This window comes from Pseudomonas sp. GM84, from assembly GCF_000282535.1.
In the GTDB taxonomy this organism is placed as follows: Bacteria; Pseudomonadota; Gammaproteobacteria; order Pseudomonadales; family Pseudomonadaceae; genus Aquipseudomonas.
In genome coordinates, this window is sequence record NZ_AKJC01000165.1 from 1 (window position 1) to 17,115 (window position 17,115).

Genomic DNA, 17,115 nt, shown 5'->3' on the forward strand with positions numbered 1-17,115 from the left:
CGGCTTGCCGGCGATGGGGCCTCAAGAGTCAGCACAAATTCTCATCTGCTTCGGGTATCCTCAGGCCATCGCCAGCCTCCGGAGCCACCATGACTGCCCCTCGTCTGCTCGTTCCCCTGAGCCTTGCCCTGCTCACCGCCTGCGCCCAACAGCCCAGGCAAACCGTCGAACTGGACGCCGAAAGCGAATGCCCCCAACGCCTGCAAGTCGGCCAGGCCCTGACCCTGACGCTGCCCAGCAATCCCACTACCGGCTACCGCTGGTTGGTGCAGAACCCGGCTTCGAATGTACTGCGCAGCCTCGGCCCCGAGGTTTACAGCGCCCCCGAAGACGCCGGAATCGTTGGCAGTGCGGGCATTTCCAGCTGGCGCTTCGAGGCCCGCGCTGCGGGTGAAGGTCATCTGGTATTGGTCTATCAGCAGCCATGGGCCCCGGAAGTGCGACCGGTGCAGACCTTCGATTGCGCCGTACGGGTTAACTGATCGCACAGCGCTGGTCAGCCAACCATGCATCCTTGTCGCGGTTTGGCTAGAATGCCGGCCCTGCCTATTGTCAGCCGCCTGGATTCACCGTGAGCAAACAACCCGACCGCCTTTTCGCCCAGCCTCTGGAGCAAGTCCCCGACTTCGTGTTCAACGAAGATGTGGTGCGCGTGTTCCCGGACATGATCAAGCGCTCGGTGCCCGGTTACCCGACCATCGTCGAGAACCTCGGCGTGCTCGCGGGGCGCTTCGCCCAGCCGAACACCGCGCTGTATGACCTCGGTGCGTCGCTGGGCGCCGTCACCCAATCGCTGCGCCGCCATGTGCGCGTCGATGGCTGCCGGGTCATCGCCGTGGACAACTCGGCGGCAATGGTCGAGCGATGCCGCCAGTACCTCACCGCGCAAGATTCGATGTTCCAGGAACTGCTACCGGTGCAAGTACTGGAGGCCGACATCCTGACCCTGCCCTTCGAGCCCGCTTCGGTGGTGGCGATGAACTTCACCCTGCAGTTCGTCGCACCCGAACAGCGCCTGGCGCTGCTCGGTCGCATCCGGCAGGCCTTGCTGCCTGGCGGCGCGCTGATCCTGTCGGAGAAACTGCGTTTCGCCGACGACGAGGAACAGACGCTGCTCAATGAACTGCACCTGGACTTCAAACGCGCCAACGGCTACAGCGAACTGGAAATCGCCCAGAAACGCAGTGCCATCGAGAACGTGATGAAGCCCGATACCCTGCAGGCCCATACCGAGCGCTTGCGCGCGGCGGGCTTCAGCAAGGTGGTGCCGTGGTTCCAATGCCTTAACTTTGCCTCGTTGATAGCCCTGCCATGATCGATTTGTCTCCCCTCGTCCGCCGCCTGGCGGGCACGCCGCTGGCTTCCTGGTCGCAAGGCCTGCAAGCGCAACTGGACACCAAGCTGGAAAAAGGCCACGGCGACCTCGACCGTTGGCGCGGTGCGCTCGACGCCTTGCCGGCCCTGAAACCCAGCCAGATCGACCTGGTCGATGGCCTGCGCCTGGACTGCGACTGCGACGACGCCACCCGCGCCCGCATGCGCGATGCGCTGATGGGCCTGTCGCCTTGGCGCAAAGGGCCATTCGATCTGTTCGGGGTGCATGTGGACACCGAATGGCGTTCGGACTGGAAATGGTCGCGGGTCAGCCCGCACCTGGACCTCAAAGGCAAGCGCGTGCTCGATGTGGGCTGTGGCAACGGCTATTACCAGTGGCGCATGCTCGGTGCCGGTGCCGACATGGTCATCGGCGTCGATCCCAACTGGTTGTTCTTCTGCCAGTTCCAGGCCGTTCAGCAGTACCTGCCCGAGCTGCCCGCGTGGCACCTGCCGTTCGCCCTGGAAGAGCTGCCAGCCAATCTCGAAGGCTTCGACACGGTGTTCTCCATGGGCGTGTTCTACCACCGCCGCTCGCCCATCGAACACCTGCTGGCACTCAAGGACTGCCTGGTCAAAGGCGGCGAACTGGTGCTGGAGACCTTGGTCATCGAGGGTGACGAGCAACAGGTGCTGGTACCCGAAGACCGCTACGCGCAGATGCGCAACGTCTGGTACCTGCCCTCGGTGCCTGCGCTGGAGCGCTGGCTGCGGCGCGCTGGCTTCAGCGACGTGCGCTGCGTGGATGTCAGCGTGACCAGCGTCGAGGAGCAGCGCAGTACCGAATGGATGCGCTACCAGTCACTCGGCGACTTCCTCGACCCGAACGACCACAGCAAGACCATCGAGGGCCTGCCGGCCCCCCGCCGCGCGACCCTGGTGGCGCGCAAATAAAAAAGGCGCCGATCACGGCGCCCGAATCACACCTGTGCCGAGGAGCTGTTTCGGCCCAGGTGCTGCTGCCTCAATCCTTCGCCACCTTCTGCGCGTTTTCCTGCGCCTTGCGCTCACGCTCTACAACCGCCTGCTGCTTGTCGCCATGCAGGCGTTGCTGGTCCTGACGGAAGGCTTCCCAATACAGCCTGGAACGCTCCGCACCGCCTTCGGCGTAAACGCTGGCGCTGCCCAGGGTGAGGGTTGCCAGCAGCAAATATTTGGTCAGGTTCATCGTGCTTGCCTCGTGATAACCGATCAGACAGGGCTATCCTAGCGAGGGGCAGCTAACGCCAAGGTGAGGGGGGGATTACAGTCTTGCAATGTAGGCCTGCGTTGTCTGTTCTGGCCCTTTCGCGGGACAAGCCCGCTCCCACATGAATGGGCGGAGTACCTGTGGGAGCGGGCTTGTCCCGCGAAGAGGCCCGTATGAACAGGCAGATAACACCAGGATTACAAATCCGTTATCTACCCCGCTTGGCCTTACGCATGCCGTAACATCCTGCCCGTTGACCCTGAAGCCCCTACAGGGTCGAGAATCGCTCCCTTTTCCCTACCCTGAGCCTCTCATGCGCCTATTGATCATCGAGGACGAACTGCGTACCGCCGACTACCTGCAGCAGGGCCTGCGCGAGAACGGCTACGTGGTCGACTGCGCCCACACCGGCACCGACGGCCTGCACCTGGCACGCCAGCAGCCTTATGACCTGATCATTCTCGACGTCAACTTGCCCGAGCTCGATGGCTGGGCCGTGCTGCAGCGCCTGCGCGCCGAGTCGGCCACACGCATCATGATGCTGACCGCCCACGGCCGCCTGGCCGACCGGGTCAAGGGCCTGGACCTGGGCGCCGATGACTATCTGCTCAAGCCGTTCGAGTTCCCCGAGCTGCTGGCACGCATTCGCAGCCTGCTGCGCCGCAACGACCAACACATGCAGCCCAGTACCCTGCGCGTCGCCGACCTGGAACTGGACCCAGGCCGCCACCGCGCCTACCGGGGCGGACAACGCATAGACCTGACCGCCAAGGAGTTCGCCCTGCTGCACCTGCTGATGCGCCAGAGCGGCGAGGTGCTGTCGCGCACGCAGATCATTTCGCTGGTGTGGGACATGAACTTCGACTGCGACACCAACGTGGTCGAGGTCTCGATCCGCCGCTTGCGCGCCAAGATCGATGACCCGTTCGAAGACAAACTGATCCACACCCTGCGCGGCGTGGGCTACGTCCTGGAAGCGCGTCGATGAGACAAGCCAGCCTGTCGCTGCGCCTTGGCCTGGGCGTGACCCTGATGGGCGCTGCGCTGGTACTGTTGCTGGGCTGCCTGGCCGTGTTCGCCCTCGAGCATGAACTCGACAGCCGCGCGCGCAAGGACCTGGCGCGCAAGATGCTGCAGGTCGAGCACAACCTGCGGGTCGACTTGCGCAGTGAAGACCTGGGCAACCGTGCCCATCCGCTGCTCGACCTGGTGATGGGGCACGACAACCTGAGCCTGAGCGTGCTGACCCTGGATGGCCGCCACCCGCATTTGCTCATCCTGGGCCCTGCCCTGGATTCGCAGGTGGGCGCGCTGTACACCGACGCCCGACTGCGCTTCCATGAATGGCGCGACAGCACCGGCCAACAGCTGCTCACGGTGACCCGGCAAATGCGCCTGCGGGACGATACCCCGGTGCGCGTGATGATGTCGCTCAACCGCGCTGACGACAACGACCTGCTGCAAGCGTACCTGCACTCGACCCTGCTGGCCCTGCCGCTGCTGTTGCTGCTGATCGGTGCCGGTGCCTGGTGGTTGGTGCAGCGCGGCTTGAAACCGCTGCGCCACTTTCGACGCATCGCTGGCAAGGTGTCCGCCCAGGACCTGCAGCACCGCCTGCCCGATCATGGCTTGCCGGTGGAGTTGGCCGAGCTGGCGACCGGCATCAACGTGATGCTCGACCGCCTGGACCACGGCGTGCGCCAGTTGTCGCAATTTTCCGATGACCTGGCCCACGAGCTGCGCACGCCCTTGAGCAACCTGATGGGCAAGGCCCAGGTGACCCTGGCCCGCGAACGGGACAGTGAGAACTACCGCGAAGTGCTGGCCGACAGCATCGACGAACTGACCCGCCTGAACCGCATCATCAACGACATGCTGTTTCTCGCCCAGGTCAGCCAACCCCAGGTGCAGCTGGCGCTCAAGCCGCTGTCCCTGACTGACGAGACGCAACAGGTGCTGGAGCTGTTTTCCTACAGCGCCGAACACAAGGCGTTGACGCTACAGCTCAAAGGCTGGGGAACGGCCCTGGCTGATCGGCTGATGTTCCAGCGGGCGCTGTCGAACCTGTTGAGCAATGCGATTCGCCACAGCCCGGAGGGTCGCGAGGTGAACCTGGGCATCGAGCGCCGTGGCAACGAGGTCTGGCTCTGGGTGGCGAATGAGGGGCCAGGGATCCTTGATGAGCATCTGCCGCAGCTGTTCGAGCGGTTCTATCGGGCAGGGTCGGGGCGTTCGCGGCTGGAAGGTGGGACGGGGCTGGGGTTGGCGATCGTGAAATCGATCATGCAGCTGCTTGGAGGGCGGGTCGAGGTGAGCAGCAGTTGCGCAGGGCCCACTCGTTTTTCCCTGGTGTTCAGAGCCGAATAGGTAGTTGTCTGGACTGGCCCTATCGCCGGCAAGCCGGCTCCCACAGGGATCTGCACAGTTCTCGGGTGTTGTGCAGTACCTGTGGGAGCCGGCTTGCCGGCGATGGGGCCACAACTGATCAGCGCGAAGCCGCGACGATCAGCGCCTTCATTTCCGCCACCGCCGCCTTGAAGCCGACGAACAGCGCATGGGCGACCAGCGCATGGCCAATGTTCAGTTCATTGATGCCCTTGATCGCCGCTACCGCTTCGACGTTGTGGTAATGCAGGCCGTGGCCGGCATTGACGATCAGACCCTGGCCAACCCCGAACGCCACGCCATCGACGATGCGCTTGAGCTCTTCAGCCACTTCAGTGGGGGTTTCGGCATCGGCATAGCGGCCGGTATGCAGCTCGATGGCCGGCGCCCCGACACGGCGCGAGGCTTCGATCTGCCGCTCGTCCGCATCGATGAACAACGACACTTCGGCACCCGTACGCGAGAGGCGCTCCACCGCAGCCTTGATCCGTGCCTCCTGGCCGGCCACATCCAGGCCACCCTCGGTGGTCAACTCCTGGCGGGTCTCAGGCACCAGGCAGATATGCGCCGGGCGGATCTTCTCGGCGAAGAGCATCATCTCTTCGGTCACGCCCATTTCGAAGTTCATCCGCGTCTGCAGCACGTCCTTGAGCACCAGCACGTCGCGCTCCTGGATGTGCCGGCGGTCTTCGCGCAGGTGTACGGTGATGCCGTCGGCACCGGCTTCTTCGGCGTCCAGCGCGGCTTTTACCGGGTCGGGATAGCGAGTGCCGCGGGCTTGGCGCAGGGTCGCCACGTGGTCGATGTTGACGCCGAGAAGCATGCGGTTGCTGTGAGTCACGAAAGGCTCTCCTGAGGATTTAGCCCCACAGCATACGACGTGCTCAGCGCTTGCGAAACAGTTCCCGGCTGACCAGTGGCTTTGACCCCAGATGCACCGCCAATGCCTGGCGCATCAGGCGCTTGGCCGCAAGCAAGGCGCCCGGTGCCTGCCAGTCGACTTGGGCCAGGGCGATCAGCTCGGTGCCGTTGAACAGGCCAGGTTGCACCAGGTACACCCGCTCAAGGCCGGCATCGACCCGCAAACGGTAGAGGCCATCGGGCGCGATAGGGTCGTCATTGATGTCGTGGCTGAGCGAGAAGGCATAACCGAGGTCGTCCAGCAGGCGCCATTCGAAGGCGCGCAGCAGCGGCTCCAGCGGCCGCCCGGCCGCCAGCGCCTGCAAGGTCAGGGCGTAGTGCTCGAACAGCTCGGGCTGGGGCGCCTCGGCAGGCAGCAGGCGCATCAGCAGCTCATTGAGGTACAAACCACTGAACAGTGCATCGCCGTGCAGCCAGGCGGCGATGCCGACGCTGTCCAGCCGACCGACATTCTTCAGCTCACCGCGCCCGCGCAGTTCCACTTCCAGCGGCACGAACGGCCTTACCAGGCTGCCGCCCTTGCCCCGCGCCCGCCGCAACACCGCGCGCATGCGACCCTGCGGCGTGAAGAAGTCCACCAGCGCACTGGTTTCCTTGTAGGCACGGCTATGCAGCACGTAGGCCGGCTGGCCGACAGGTTGTTCCATGAGCGGTCACTCGGTCGCAGGTCGGACGCACATCCTGTGGGAGCGGGCTTGCCCCGCGAAGAGGCCAGCCCGGATACCGGGTGCGCATGGCACGGGCTTCGCCCGTGTTCGCGGGGCAAGCCCGCTCCCACAAGGAGGAATTCGGGCCGCTGGAGAGGTTACAGGTCGCCGTAGCCAAGCGAACGCAAGGCGCGCTCGTCATCGGACCAGCCGCCCTTGACCTTGACCCACAGGTTGAGCATGACCTTGGCGTCGAACAGTACTTCCATGTCCTTGCGCGCGTCGGAGCCGATACGCTTGATACGCTCGCCCTTGTCGCCAATGATGATCTTCTTCTGGCCGTCACGCTCGACCAGGATCAGGGCATGGATATGCAGCACATGGCCTTGCTGCTTGAACTCTTCGATTTCCACGGTGATCTGGTAGGGAAGCTCCGCACCGAGCTGGCGCATGATCTTTTCGCGTACCAGTTCGGCGGCCAGGAAACGGCTGCTGCGGTCGGTGATCTGGTCTTCCGGGAAGAAGTGGTCGTTCTCCGGCAGGTGCTTGGCGATCAGCGCTTCCAGCGATTCGAGGTTGTGCCCCTGCTGGGCCGAGATCGGCACGATCTCGGCATTTGGCAGTTGCTCCTGCAGCCACTGCAGGTGCGGGATCAGCTCGGCCTTCTCGTCCATGCGGTCGGTCTTGTTCACCGCCAGGATCACCGGGCCGGTCACGTACTGGATGCGCTCGAGCACCAGCTGGTCCTCGTCGGTCCAACGGGTGCGGTCGACCACGAAAATCACCACGTCGACGTCCTTCAGGGCCGCCGAGGCATTACGGTTCATGTAGCGGTTCAAGGCCTTGTCGTTGGCCTTGTGCATGCCGGGGGTGTCGACGTAGATCGCCTGCACGTCACCCTCGGTCTTGATGCCGAGCATGTTGTGGCGGGTGGTCTGTGGCTTGCGCGAGGTGATCGCCAGCTTCTGGCCGAGGATGTGGTTGAGCAGGGTCGATTTGCCCACGTTGGGGCGGCCGACAATGGCCACATAGCCGCAGCGGGTCGGGTTGTTCTCAGTCATTGCCATTCTCCACGCCCAGGGCGATCAATGCGGCGGCGGCAGCGACTTGCTCGGCGATACGCCGGCTAACGCCCTGGCCACGGCTCTTGTTGTTCAGCAGCACCACTTCGCATTCGACGAAGAAAGTACGGCAGTGCGGTTCGCCCTGGATGTCCACCACCTCGTAACGTGGCAGATCGCAGCTACGCGACTGCAGAAACTCCTGCAGGCGGGTTTTCGGGTCCTTGTTGGTGTCGACCAGCGTCAGGCTGTCGAACTCGTCGGTCAGCCAGGCCAGGATGCGCTCGCGCACGGTCTGCATGTCGGCGTCCAGATAGATGGCACCAATCAGTGCTTCCAGGGCGTCGGCCAGGATCGATTCGCGGCGGAAACCGCCACTCTTGAGCTCACCCGAGCCCAGGCGCAGGTATTCGCCCAGGTCGAAGCCGCGGGCCAGACGAGCCAGGGTCTCGCCTTTGACCAGGCGGGCACGCAGGCGCGACAGCTGGCCTTCGCGGGCCTGCGGAAAGCGCTCGAACAGCGCCTCGGCGGCAACGAAGTTGAGGATGGAGTCACCGAGAAACTCCAGGCGCTCGTTGTTGCGCCCGGCATAACTGCGGTGGGTCAGGGCCAGCAGCATCTGGTCCTGATTCTTGAAGGTGTAGCCGAGCTTGCGCTCGAGACGGGCAAGGGAAGCACTCATGCAGCCACCCGTGGGTTATTCAACGCGTTGTTCAAATCAACATCCTGAAAGACTGTTGGGCTGTGGTCCGGCGCGGTGAGCGGCGAATCTCTCGGTCCTTGAGAACACAGCCTATGTCAGAAATGCATTCGGCGCTGTCTACAGGACAGCGCCGATGGGTATCAATGGATCAGACCAACCCGCGACAGGTTGGGCAGGTGGCTGAGTTTTGGCTCTGGCCAGCTCATCCACACCGCGAAAGCCTTGCCGACGATGTTCCGGTCGGGAACCATGCCGTGCAGTTCCTTGGGAATGTTCGGGTCATCCCAGTAACGGCTGTCGTTGGAGTTGTCGCGGTTGTCGCCCATCATGAAGTAGTGGCCGGCCGGCACGGTCCATTGCTGGTCCGGCGGCATGCGATAACGGGTCATTTCCTTGCGGATCAAGTGCTCGGCGGCGCCGAGCTTTTCCTTGTACAGCTGGGCACTGCCCAGGGTGCCTGGCTCGGCACCGACCAACTGTTCGGCAATCGGCTGGTCATTGACGAACAGCCGCTTGTCGTTGGTGTAGCGCACCTTGTCGCCCGGCAGGCCGACTACACGCTTGATGTAGTTGACGTTCGGGTCGCTTGGGTAGCGAAACACCATCACATCGCCACGCTGCGGGTCACCGACCTCGATGACCTTCTTGTCGATCACCGGCAGGCGAATGCCATAGGAGAACTTGTTCACCAGGATGAAGTCGCCCACTTCCAGGGTCGGCTTCATCGACCCCGACGGAATCTGGAACGGTTCGACCAGGAACGAGCGCAACACCAGCACGATGAACAGCACCGGGAAGAACGACTTGCCGTACTCCACCAGCAGCGGTTCCTTGCTCAGGCGCTCGACCACGGCCATTTCTGGCGGGTTGACGCGCCCCTGGTAGTTGGCGACCGCCGCCCGCCGGCGCGGGGCCAGGAACAGCAGGTCGATCAAGCCCAACAGGCCGCAGACGGCTACGGCGATGACTAGCAACAGCGGGAAATTTAGCGACATAGGACCTAGCTATCCAACCTGAGCACGGCGAGGAAGGCTTCTTGTGGAATTTCCACGTTGCCGACCTGTTTCATGCGTTTCTTACCGGCCTTCTGCTTCTCCAGCAGCTTTTTCTTACGGCTGACGTCACCGCCGTAGCACTTGGCCAGTACGTTCTTTCTGAGCGCCTTGACCGTGGTCCGCGCGATGATCTGGCCGCCAATGGCCGCCTGGATCGCCACATCGAACATCTGCCGAGGAATCAGTTCCTTCATCTTTTCGGTCAACGCACGGCCTTTGTAGGCCGCGTTGTCGCGGTGAACGATCAATGCCAGGGCATCGACCTTGTCGCCGTTGATCAGTACATCCAGCTTGACCAGGTTGGCCGACTGGTAGCGATCGAAATGATAGTCCAGCGAAGCATAGCCGCGGCTGGTCGACTTCAAACGGTCGAAGAAGTCCAGCACCACTTCGTTCATCGGCATGTCGTAACGCACCTGCACCTGGCTGCCGAGGAACTGCATGTCGCGCTGCACGCCACGCTTCTCGATGCACAGGGTGATGACGTTGCCCAGGTGCTCCTGTGGCACCAGGATGGTCGCGGTGACGATCGGCTCGCGGAAGTCTGTGACCGACGATACGTCCGGCAGCTTCGACGGGTTGTCGACGATGATGGTTTCACCGGTCTTGAGCTCGAGCTCGTAGATCACGCTTGGTGCAGTGGTGATCAGGTCCAGGTCGTACTCGCGCTCCAGGCGCTCCTGGATGATTTCCATGTGCAGCATGCCGAGGAAGCCGCAACGGAAGCCGAAGCCCAGGGCGTCGGAGCTTTCCGGCATGTACTGCAGCGACGAGTCGTTCAGGGTCAGCTTCTGCAGGGCATCGCGGAAGTCCTCGAAGTCGTCGGAGCTGACCGGGAACAGGCCGGCGTAGACCTGCGGCTGGATCTTCTTGAAGCCCGGCAGCACTTCCACCTCAGGGGTGGTGGACAGGGTCAGGGTGTCACCCACAGGTGCACCGTGGATGTCCTTGATGCTGCCGATGATGAAGCCCACTTCACCGGCCTTCAGGTCAGCGGTCTGGGTGTGCTTCGGCGTGAATACACCGACGCTGTCGACCAGGTGCGTCTTGCCGGTGGACTTGACGAGGATCTTGTCGCCCTTCTTGACGCGGCCTTGGCGCACACGCACCAACGAGACCACGCCCAGGTAGTTGTCGAACCAGGAGTCGATGATCAGCGCCTGCAACGGCGCGTCGATGTCGCCTACCGGCGCGGGGATGGTCTGCACCAGGCGCTCGAGCACTTCGTCGACGCCCATGCCGCTCTTGGCGCTGCAGGCCACGGCGTCGGTGGCGTCGATGCCGATGATCTTCTCGATCTCGTCCTTGACGCGATCCGGGTCGGCCTGCGGCAGGTCCATCTTGTTCAGTACCGGCATGACCTCAAGGCCTTGCTCGATAGCGGTGTAGCAGTTGGCCACGGACTGGGCCTCGACGCCCTGGCCGGCGTCCACTACCAGCAGAGCACCTTCACAGGCTGCCAGCGAGCGCGAGACTTCGTAGGTGAAGTCGACGTGGCCGGGGGTGTCGATGAAGTTGAGCTGGTAGACCTTGCCGTCCTGCGCCTTGTAGTTAAGCGTGACGCTGTGGGCCTTGATGGTGATCCCGCGTTCGCGCTCCAGGTCCATGGAATCAAGGACCTGGGCTTCCATTTCGCGTGCCGACAGGCCACCGCACATCTGGATGAAACGGTCGGCCAGCGTCGACTTGCCATGGTCGATGTGGGCGATGATGGAGAAATTGCGGATATGACTCAAATCACTCACGGGTCAACACTCGAAAAGGCTGCGAGCCGGAACGCCCGCCGAAAAATAGCCGGGAATTGTACCTCAAGCAGCAGGGATATGGGAGATTCCTCTGTCGCACAGTGCACCCGCTTTCCCGCAGGGAATTGTGAAATCTCATGAAAAAGGGCAGCCGAAGCTGCCCTTTCCTACTTCAAAGCCAGCTTATTCCGCCAGCTTGAAGGTGATGAAGCTCGCCCGTCCCTGACGCAGCACGCGCATGGACACCGAGCGGTTCTTCGGCAAGTCCTTGGCAATTTCGGTGAACTGCTTGGCCGAAGTGATCGCCTGGTTGTTCAGGTGGCTGATGACGTCGCCCGGACGCAGGCCGATCATCGCTGCCGGGCCGTCCTGGACTTCCTTGATGACTACGCCGCCCTTGAGCTCCAGCGTTTTCTTCTGCTCTGCAGTCAGGTCCGACACGGCAACACCCAGGCGGTTGCTGCTGCGCTCGGCGCCGCCTTCGGCACTGCCGACACCAATATCGGCATCGTCATCCGGCATGGCGCCAACGGTGACATCCAGATTCTGGCGCTTGCCATTGCGGATGATCTCGAGCTTGGCCTTGTCGCCATCCTTCAAGGTGCCGACCAGATGAGGCAGGTCCGCCGACATGACGATCGGCTGGCCGTTCATGCTCAGGATGACATCGCCCACCTGCAGGCCGCTCTTGGCCGCCGGGCCGTCTTCCAGGACCTGGGCCACCAGCGCACCGGCCGGCTTGTCCAGGCCGAAGGATTCAGCCAGGTCCTTGTTGACCTCCTGAATCACTACGCCCAGCCAGCCGCGACTGACCTTGCCGTCTTTCTTGAGCTGGTTGGACACATCGATCGCCACATCGATCGGAATGGCGAAGGACAGGCCCATGAAACCGCCCGAACGCGTGAAGATCTGCGAGTTGATCCCCACCACTTCGCCGTTCATGTTGAACAGCGGCCCGCCGGAGTTGCCCGGGTTGATGGCAACGTCGGTCTGGATGAACGGCACATAGGTGTCGTTGGGCAGCGTGCGGCCCTTGGCACTGACGATGCCTTTGGTCACCGAGTGGTCGAAGCCAAACGGCGAGCCAATGGCCAGCACCCACTCACCCACCTTGAGCTTCTCGGAATCGCCCAGCTTGACCGTCGGCAGGTTCTTGCCCTCCACCTTGAGCAAGGCCACGTCGGTGCGCGGGTCGGTGCCGACCAGTTTGGCCTGCAGCTCGCTGCGGTCCGAGAGGCGGACGATGATCTCGTCGGCGTCGGCGACCACGTGGTTGTTGGTCAGCACGTAACCATCGCTGGAAATGATGAAGCCCGACCCCAGCGACTGCGCCTCACGCTGGCGATCACCGCGCGGCGAACGCGGCTGCTGCGGCATGTTGCGCTCGAAGAACTCGCGGAACATCGGCGGCAGGCCTTCGAGGTCCGGCATCTGCCCCGAGGCGATGCGGCGATCTGGCAGCTTCTGTTTGGTACTGATGTTGACCACCGCCGGCGAGGCCTGCTCGACCAACGTGGTGAAGTCCGGCAGGGCTTCGGCCTGGGCGCTGAGCACCTGGCCGAGCATCAGCACGGCGGCGAACATCGATAGGTAGGTTTTCAAGCGTGGTATTGACATACGGCTCCCGTCACAACGAGCGTAGTTAGCGTAAGGCCCCCTGCAAAAGCAGGAAAGGCCAGACTCCAAGAAGCCTGACCTATAGAAAATTTACCGATGGATTGCAAATGACAATGCTTTAATTTCATTTCAGCAGCATGTCCGCAAAGCTTGGCATGGACCGAAAAAAGCGCGCCATCACTGGCGCGCCTGGGCATCCTGGGGCCGCATCGACAGCGCAATGCGTTCTGCGGTACCCAATGGGATTTCCCCGACCACGGTGACCATCACCTTGCCCTTGGGCGTGTTCAGACGACGCGAAACTGCCACGGTTGGGCCAAGCTGAGTGCGCACATCGGCGCCGGAGTCGTCTTTGACAGGCTCCAGGAACACCGAAAAACGTGCCAGGCCATCGTCGTACATCAGGCTGCTGATGGTGCTGTCACGCGCTGGGTCACGGCGAACGGAGCTGTTGATCAGCTCGAAACCATCTGGCAGCCAATCCGAACGCCAACCGGCGACAGTCTCGGCCTTGGTACTCGCCACGTGCTCTACCGGCTTGCACGCCGCACTGGGGCGCAAGTCCTGGTCGGTGGGCAGGTCATCGGTATCCAGCCGGGTCATCTGGAAGCGCTCGAGCAACTGGCCTTTGTCATTGAGCATCAATGAACGCAGGGGCAGCCCGGTCTGACGATCGAGGTGCAATTCGAATGCGTAGCGATGCTGGTCACGTGGGGTAAGGGTGACGATCACGGCATCGCGCCCGGCGACACGCGCCCGGCCTGCCAGGCGAAGGTCATACCAGCTCATCAGCTTGAGAGGATCGAGCACGCGGGCGGCACCGTCAGGTGGCGTGCCCACGCCACTGACCAACGCACCACTGATGCACTGTACCTTGCCATCCACGCGCACGATTTCCTGGGCGGCACCATCGAGCTGCAGCAGCCGCTCGCTGACTTTGCCGTCCTGAACCCGATGCCAGATATCGTGGGAAGAGAAGCTACCGTTGCGTTCGTAGACGAAGGAACCCTGGTAACTCTGTTTTTGCTCGGCCAGTGCCAGCTTGTTCAACCACTCACTCGCCTCGGGCGAGGAATTGGCCGCCAACGCTGGCACCATCACGCAGCTGCCTATCAGCAGCGACAGGAGAGGTAGCGCGCGCATGATCCTCCTTACTTAGCGGTTTTCCAGGCTGGCGGCGCGGGCATAAGGCAATGCGGTTTCAGTGCCTTTGAGCGCGGATTCCTGGGCATGCTGGCGCAGGTAACCTGGCAGACGCTGATCCCAGCCGGCCTGGTTCTGCAGCACGCCGTTGGCCATTGGCCCGGTCGGTTGCTCACTGCTCTCACTATAGCCTGCCAAAACGGCCGGGCCCTGAGTTTGTGGCATGCTCAGGCCTTGTTGCGCAGGCTGCTGGGAAGCCAGCTCGGCACCGGTGATCTCGTCCTGGTTGTACATACGCACACCCGCCAGCACCGCAACGGTCACCGAGGCCGCAACGGCCAGGCGGCCAATGCTGCGCCACGGGCCTTGCTTGACCTTGGCTGGCACGGCTTCGTCCGCCAGCGCGGCAGACACCGCCGAGGCGATATCCAGCTTGGGCAGCAGCAGCTCCTTGTGCATGGCTGCACGGGCAACCTGGTAACGCGACCAGGTGGCACGGGTTTCGGCGTCGTCGACGGCGTTCAGCACGCGACGCAATTCCAGTTCGTCCGCTTCGTTATCCATTACCGCGGACAGCGATTCCTGCAAAGCTTCACGACTCATGGCGGTTCCTCTCTTGGCTGTCGCCGCTGTCTCAGGTGTCCTGCAACAACGGCTGCAGGGCTTTGTCTATGGCCTCCCGAGCGCGGAAGATTCGAGAGCGCACGGTACCCACCGGACATTGCATGACGCTCGCAATGTCTTCGTAACTCAATCCGTCGAATTCACGCAGGGTCAGGGCCGTGCGCAAATCTTCCGGCAGTTGCTGGATGGTGCGATGGACAGTGCCTTCGATTTCATCCCGCAACAACGAGCGCTCTGGGGACTCGAGATCCTTGAGACCATGATCGCCGTCGTAAAACTCCGCATCCTCGGAGCTCACATCGCTGTCTGGTGGCCGTCTTCCACGGGACACCAGGTAGTTCTTCGCCGTGTTGATGGCGATGCGGTACAGCCAGGTATAAAACGCACTGTCTCCGCGGAAATTGCCAAGCGCACGGTAGGCCTTGATAAAGGCTTCCTGCGCCACATCCTGGGCCTCGTGGGTATCGTGAACGAACCGCACGATCAACCCGAGAATCTTGTGCTGATACTTCAGCACCAACAGATCGAACGCTCGCCTGTCACCACGCTGTACGCGCTCTACAAGCTGCTGATCCTCTTCCTGGGTTAGCATGAACACTCCTCAGTGAACTCGAAGGAGCGTTGCCACAGCCATCGTTCAGGCTTGCAACCATAGACTCGGGCTTTGCGCAAAAGTTCTCCCCTCCAAGCAAGTTTCCTGCGGCCCTTGGTCGGCTCGCACGGAAGACGCGGCGCGGTCACGGCCTGCTGCGTCGATAATCAGGTTTCGAATACGCAGGTGTCAGCCCGAATAGAGCTGCCGCCCTGCGTCGCCGCGGCAAATTGTGGCGTGCGGGCAGCCTTCATAGGATTTCCTGCCGTGCCGGAAAGTTCCCGCGAAGATCGCCGCTACGTCACATGTGGCATGGAAATTGGCTACCGCAGGCTGCTATAAAGACAGCCCGGCCTGCATTCACGATAGTTTCACAATGCCATCTGCGCGTGACTATTGTGCCGCGCCCCTTTCAAAGATTACTAGTGTCCTGACATGAGCCAACAATTCCAACATGATGTCCTGGTGATCGGCAGCGGCGCCGCCGGTCTCAGCCTGGCACTGAACCTTCCCAGCCACCTGCGCATTGCCGTGCTGAGCAAGGGTGACCTGGCCAACGGCTCGACCTTCTGGGCCCAAGGCGGGGTCGCCGCGGTGCTGGACGATACCGATACCGTGCAGTCCCATGTCGAGGACACCCTCAATGCCGGCGGCGGCCTGTGCCATGAAGATGCGGTGCGCTTCACCGTCGAGCACAGCCGCGAAGCCATCGAATGGCTGATCGAACAGGGTGTGCCTTTCACGCGCGACGAACACCACGGCGTCGACGATGGCGGTTTCGAGTTTCACCTGACGCGCGAGGGCGGTCATAGTCATCGGCGCATCATCCATGCCGCCGATGCCACTGGCGCGGCTATCTTCACTACCTTGCTGGCCCAGGCGCGGCAGCGACCGAACATCGAGCTGCTCGAACAGCGCGTGGCCGTCGACCTGATCACCGAGCGGCGCCTGGGCTTGCCCGGCGAACGCTGCCTGGGCGCCTACGTGCTGAACCGCAACAGCGGCGAAGTGGACACCTTCGGGGCTCGATTCACCGTGCTGGCAACCGGTGGCGCGGCCAAGGTCTACCTCTACACCAGCAACCCCGACGGCGCTTGTGGCGACGGTATCGCCATGGCCTGGCGGGCGGGCTGCCGGGTGGCGAACCTGGAGTTCAACCAGTTCCACCCGACCTGCCTGTATCACCCGCAGGCCAAGAGCTTCCTGATCACCGAAGCACTGCGCGGCGAAGGCGCCCTGTTGCGCCTGCCCAACGGCGAACGCTTCATGCCACGTTTCGACCCGCGCGAGGAGCTGGCCCCACGGGATATCGTGGCCCGTGCCATCGACCACGAGATGAAACGCCTGGGCGTGGATTGCGTGTACCTGGACATCACCCACAAGCCGGCCGACTTCATCAAGAGCCACTTCCCTACCGTTTACGAGCGCTGCCTGACGTTCGGCATCGACATCACCCGCCAGCCGATCCCGGTGGTACCGGCGGCTCACTACACCTGTGGCGGGGTCGTGGTCGACGACCGCGGGCACACCGATGTGCCTGGCCTGTACGCCATCGGCGAAACCAGCTTCACCGGCCTGCACGGGGCCAACCGCATGGCCAGCAATTCGTTGCTCGAATGCTTCGTCTATGGCCGCGCCGCCGCGGCGGACATCCGGGCGCACCTGGAGCAGATCAACATGCCCAGCGCCCTGCCCTGCTGGGATGCCAGCCAGGTCACCGACTCCGACGAGGACGTGATCATTGCGCACAACTGGGATGAACTGCGGCGCTTCATGTGGGACTACGTGGGCATCGTGCGCACCAGCAAGCGCCTGCAGCGCGCCGAGCACCGCGTTCGCCTGCTGCTCGATGAGATCGATGAGTTCTACAGCAACTACAAGGTCAGCCGCGACCTGATCGAGCTGCGCAACCTGGCCCAGGTGGCCGAGCTGATGATTCGCTCGGCGATGCAGCGCAAGGAAAGCCGGGGGCTGCATTACACACTGGATTACCCAGGGATGTTGCCCGAGGCCAAGGACACCATCCTTAGCCCGGTCTGAAATCAGTGGTGCCCCCATC

General features: G+C 62.8%; 17 protein-coding genes. 6 read left to right on the top strand and 11 right to left on the bottom strand.

Annotated features, from left to right (window positions below; all coding sequences use genetic code 11):
* Nucleotides 1-89 precede the first annotated feature (89 nt).
* The 3 genes from PMI38_RS13795 to cmoB all read left to right on the top strand — a co-directional run bounded on the left by PMI38_RS13795 (nt 90) and on the right by cmoB (nt 2,268).
* Nucleotides 90-482 (top strand): protease inhibitor I42 family protein, encoded by a 393-nt coding sequence (locus PMI38_RS13795; RefSeq protein WP_008094967.1) that lies wholly within the window; start codon nt 90-92, stop codon nt 480-482.
* Between the two features lie 89 nt (nt 483-571).
* The gene (gene cmoA / locus PMI38_RS13800) at nt 572-1,315 is read left to right on the top strand and encodes a carboxy-S-adenosyl-L-methionine synthase CmoA (protein ID WP_008094969.1); all 744 of its coding nucleotides are present in this window, start codon (nt 572-574) and stop codon (nt 1,313-1,315) included.
* Nucleotides 1,312-2,268: a tRNA 5-methoxyuridine(34)/uridine 5-oxyacetic acid(34) synthase CmoB gene (cmoB, locus tag PMI38_RS13805; protein ID WP_008094971.1), complete on the top strand. Its 957-nt coding sequence runs from the start codon at nt 1,312-1,314 to the stop codon at nt 2,266-2,268. The genes cmoA and cmoB overlap by 4 nt, the downstream gene beginning before the upstream one ends.
* 70 nt (nt 2,269-2,338) lie before the next feature.
* On the opposite strand, the gene PMI38_RS13810 is transcribed toward cmoB, so the two are convergent.
* Nucleotides 2,339-2,542, bottom strand: a complete 204-nt coding sequence (locus PMI38_RS13810; RefSeq protein ID WP_008094972.1) for a hypothetical protein — start codon at nt 2,540-2,542, stop codon at nt 2,339-2,341.
* 334 nt (nt 2,543-2,876) lie between these two features.
* Here PMI38_RS13810 and PMI38_RS13815 point away from each other — a divergent pair, with 334 nt between their 5' ends.
* Entirely contained in the window at nt 2,877-3,551 is a 675-nt protein-coding gene (locus PMI38_RS13815) for a heavy metal response regulator transcription factor (RefSeq protein ID WP_008094974.1), read from the top strand.
* Nucleotides 3,548-4,930: a heavy metal sensor histidine kinase gene (locus PMI38_RS13820; RefSeq protein ID WP_008094976.1), complete on the top strand. Its 1,383-nt coding sequence runs from the start codon at nt 3,548-3,550 to the stop codon at nt 4,928-4,930. The genes PMI38_RS13815 and PMI38_RS13820 overlap by 4 nt, the downstream gene beginning before the upstream one ends.
* A 118-nt stretch (nt 4,931-5,048) precedes the next feature.
* Here PMI38_RS13820 and pdxJ read toward each other — a convergent pair whose 3' ends face one another.
* The 10 genes from pdxJ to rpoE all read right to left on the bottom strand — a co-directional run bounded on the left by pdxJ (nt 5,049) and on the right by rpoE (nt 15,056).
* A complete protein-coding gene (pdxJ, locus tag PMI38_RS13825) occupies nt 5,049-5,771 on the bottom strand; it encodes a pyridoxine 5'-phosphate synthase (protein ID WP_443216391.1) in 723 nt (240 codons plus the stop codon).
* A gap of 61 nt (nt 5,772-5,832) precedes the next feature.
* A complete protein-coding gene (gene recO / locus PMI38_RS13830) occupies nt 5,833-6,516 on the bottom strand; it encodes a DNA repair protein RecO (RefSeq protein ID WP_008094980.1) in 684 nt (227 codons plus the stop codon).
* A gap of 158 nt (nt 6,517-6,674) precedes the next feature.
* Complete coding sequence (gene era / locus PMI38_RS13835) at nt 6,675-7,577, bottom strand: GTPase Era (protein WP_008094982.1); 903 nt, start codon at nt 7,575-7,577, stop codon at nt 6,675-6,677.
* Entirely contained in the window at nt 7,570-8,259 is a 690-nt protein-coding gene (rnc, locus tag PMI38_RS13840) for a ribonuclease III (protein WP_008094984.1), read from the bottom strand. The genes era and rnc overlap by 8 nt, the downstream gene beginning before the upstream one ends.
* 161 nt (nt 8,260-8,420) lie before the next feature.
* On the bottom strand, nt 8,421-9,275 hold the full coding sequence (gene lepB / locus PMI38_RS13845; protein WP_008094985.1) for a signal peptidase I: 855 nt from the start codon (nt 9,273-9,275) through the stop codon (nt 8,421-8,423).
* Nucleotides 9,276-9,280: 5 nt separating this feature from the next.
* Nucleotides 9,281-11,080: a translation elongation factor 4 gene (gene lepA / locus PMI38_RS13850; RefSeq protein WP_008094986.1), complete on the bottom strand. Its 1,800-nt coding sequence runs from the start codon at nt 11,078-11,080 to the stop codon at nt 9,281-9,283.
* Nucleotides 11,081-11,263: 183 nt separating this feature from the next.
* Nucleotides 11,264-12,664: a DegQ family serine endoprotease gene (locus tag PMI38_RS13855; RefSeq protein ID WP_443216392.1), complete on the bottom strand. Its 1,401-nt coding sequence runs from the start codon at nt 12,662-12,664 to the stop codon at nt 11,264-11,266.
* A gap of 210 nt (nt 12,665-12,874) precedes the next feature.
* Nucleotides 12,875-13,840, bottom strand: coding sequence for a MucB/RseB C-terminal domain-containing protein (locus PMI38_RS13860; protein ID WP_008094988.1), 966 nt, complete (start codon nt 13,838-13,840; stop codon nt 12,875-12,877).
* Nucleotides 13,841-13,852: 12 nt separating this feature from the next.
* Nucleotides 13,853-14,443 (bottom strand): sigma-E factor negative regulatory protein, encoded by a 591-nt coding sequence (locus PMI38_RS13865; RefSeq protein ID WP_008094989.1) that lies wholly within the window; start codon nt 14,441-14,443, stop codon nt 13,853-13,855.
* Between the two features lie 31 nt (nt 14,444-14,474).
* Nucleotides 14,475-15,056: an RNA polymerase sigma factor RpoE gene (rpoE, locus tag PMI38_RS13870; RefSeq protein WP_008094990.1), complete on the bottom strand. Its 582-nt coding sequence runs from the start codon at nt 15,054-15,056 to the stop codon at nt 14,475-14,477.
* Between the two features lie 435 nt (nt 15,057-15,491).
* On the opposite strand from rpoE, the gene nadB reads away from it, so the two are divergent.
* On the top strand, nt 15,492-17,096 hold the full coding sequence (gene nadB / locus PMI38_RS13875) for an L-aspartate oxidase (protein ID WP_008094992.1): 1,605 nt from the start codon (nt 15,492-15,494) through the stop codon (nt 17,094-17,096).
* The last annotated feature ends 19 nt before the right edge of the window (nt 17,097-17,115 follow it).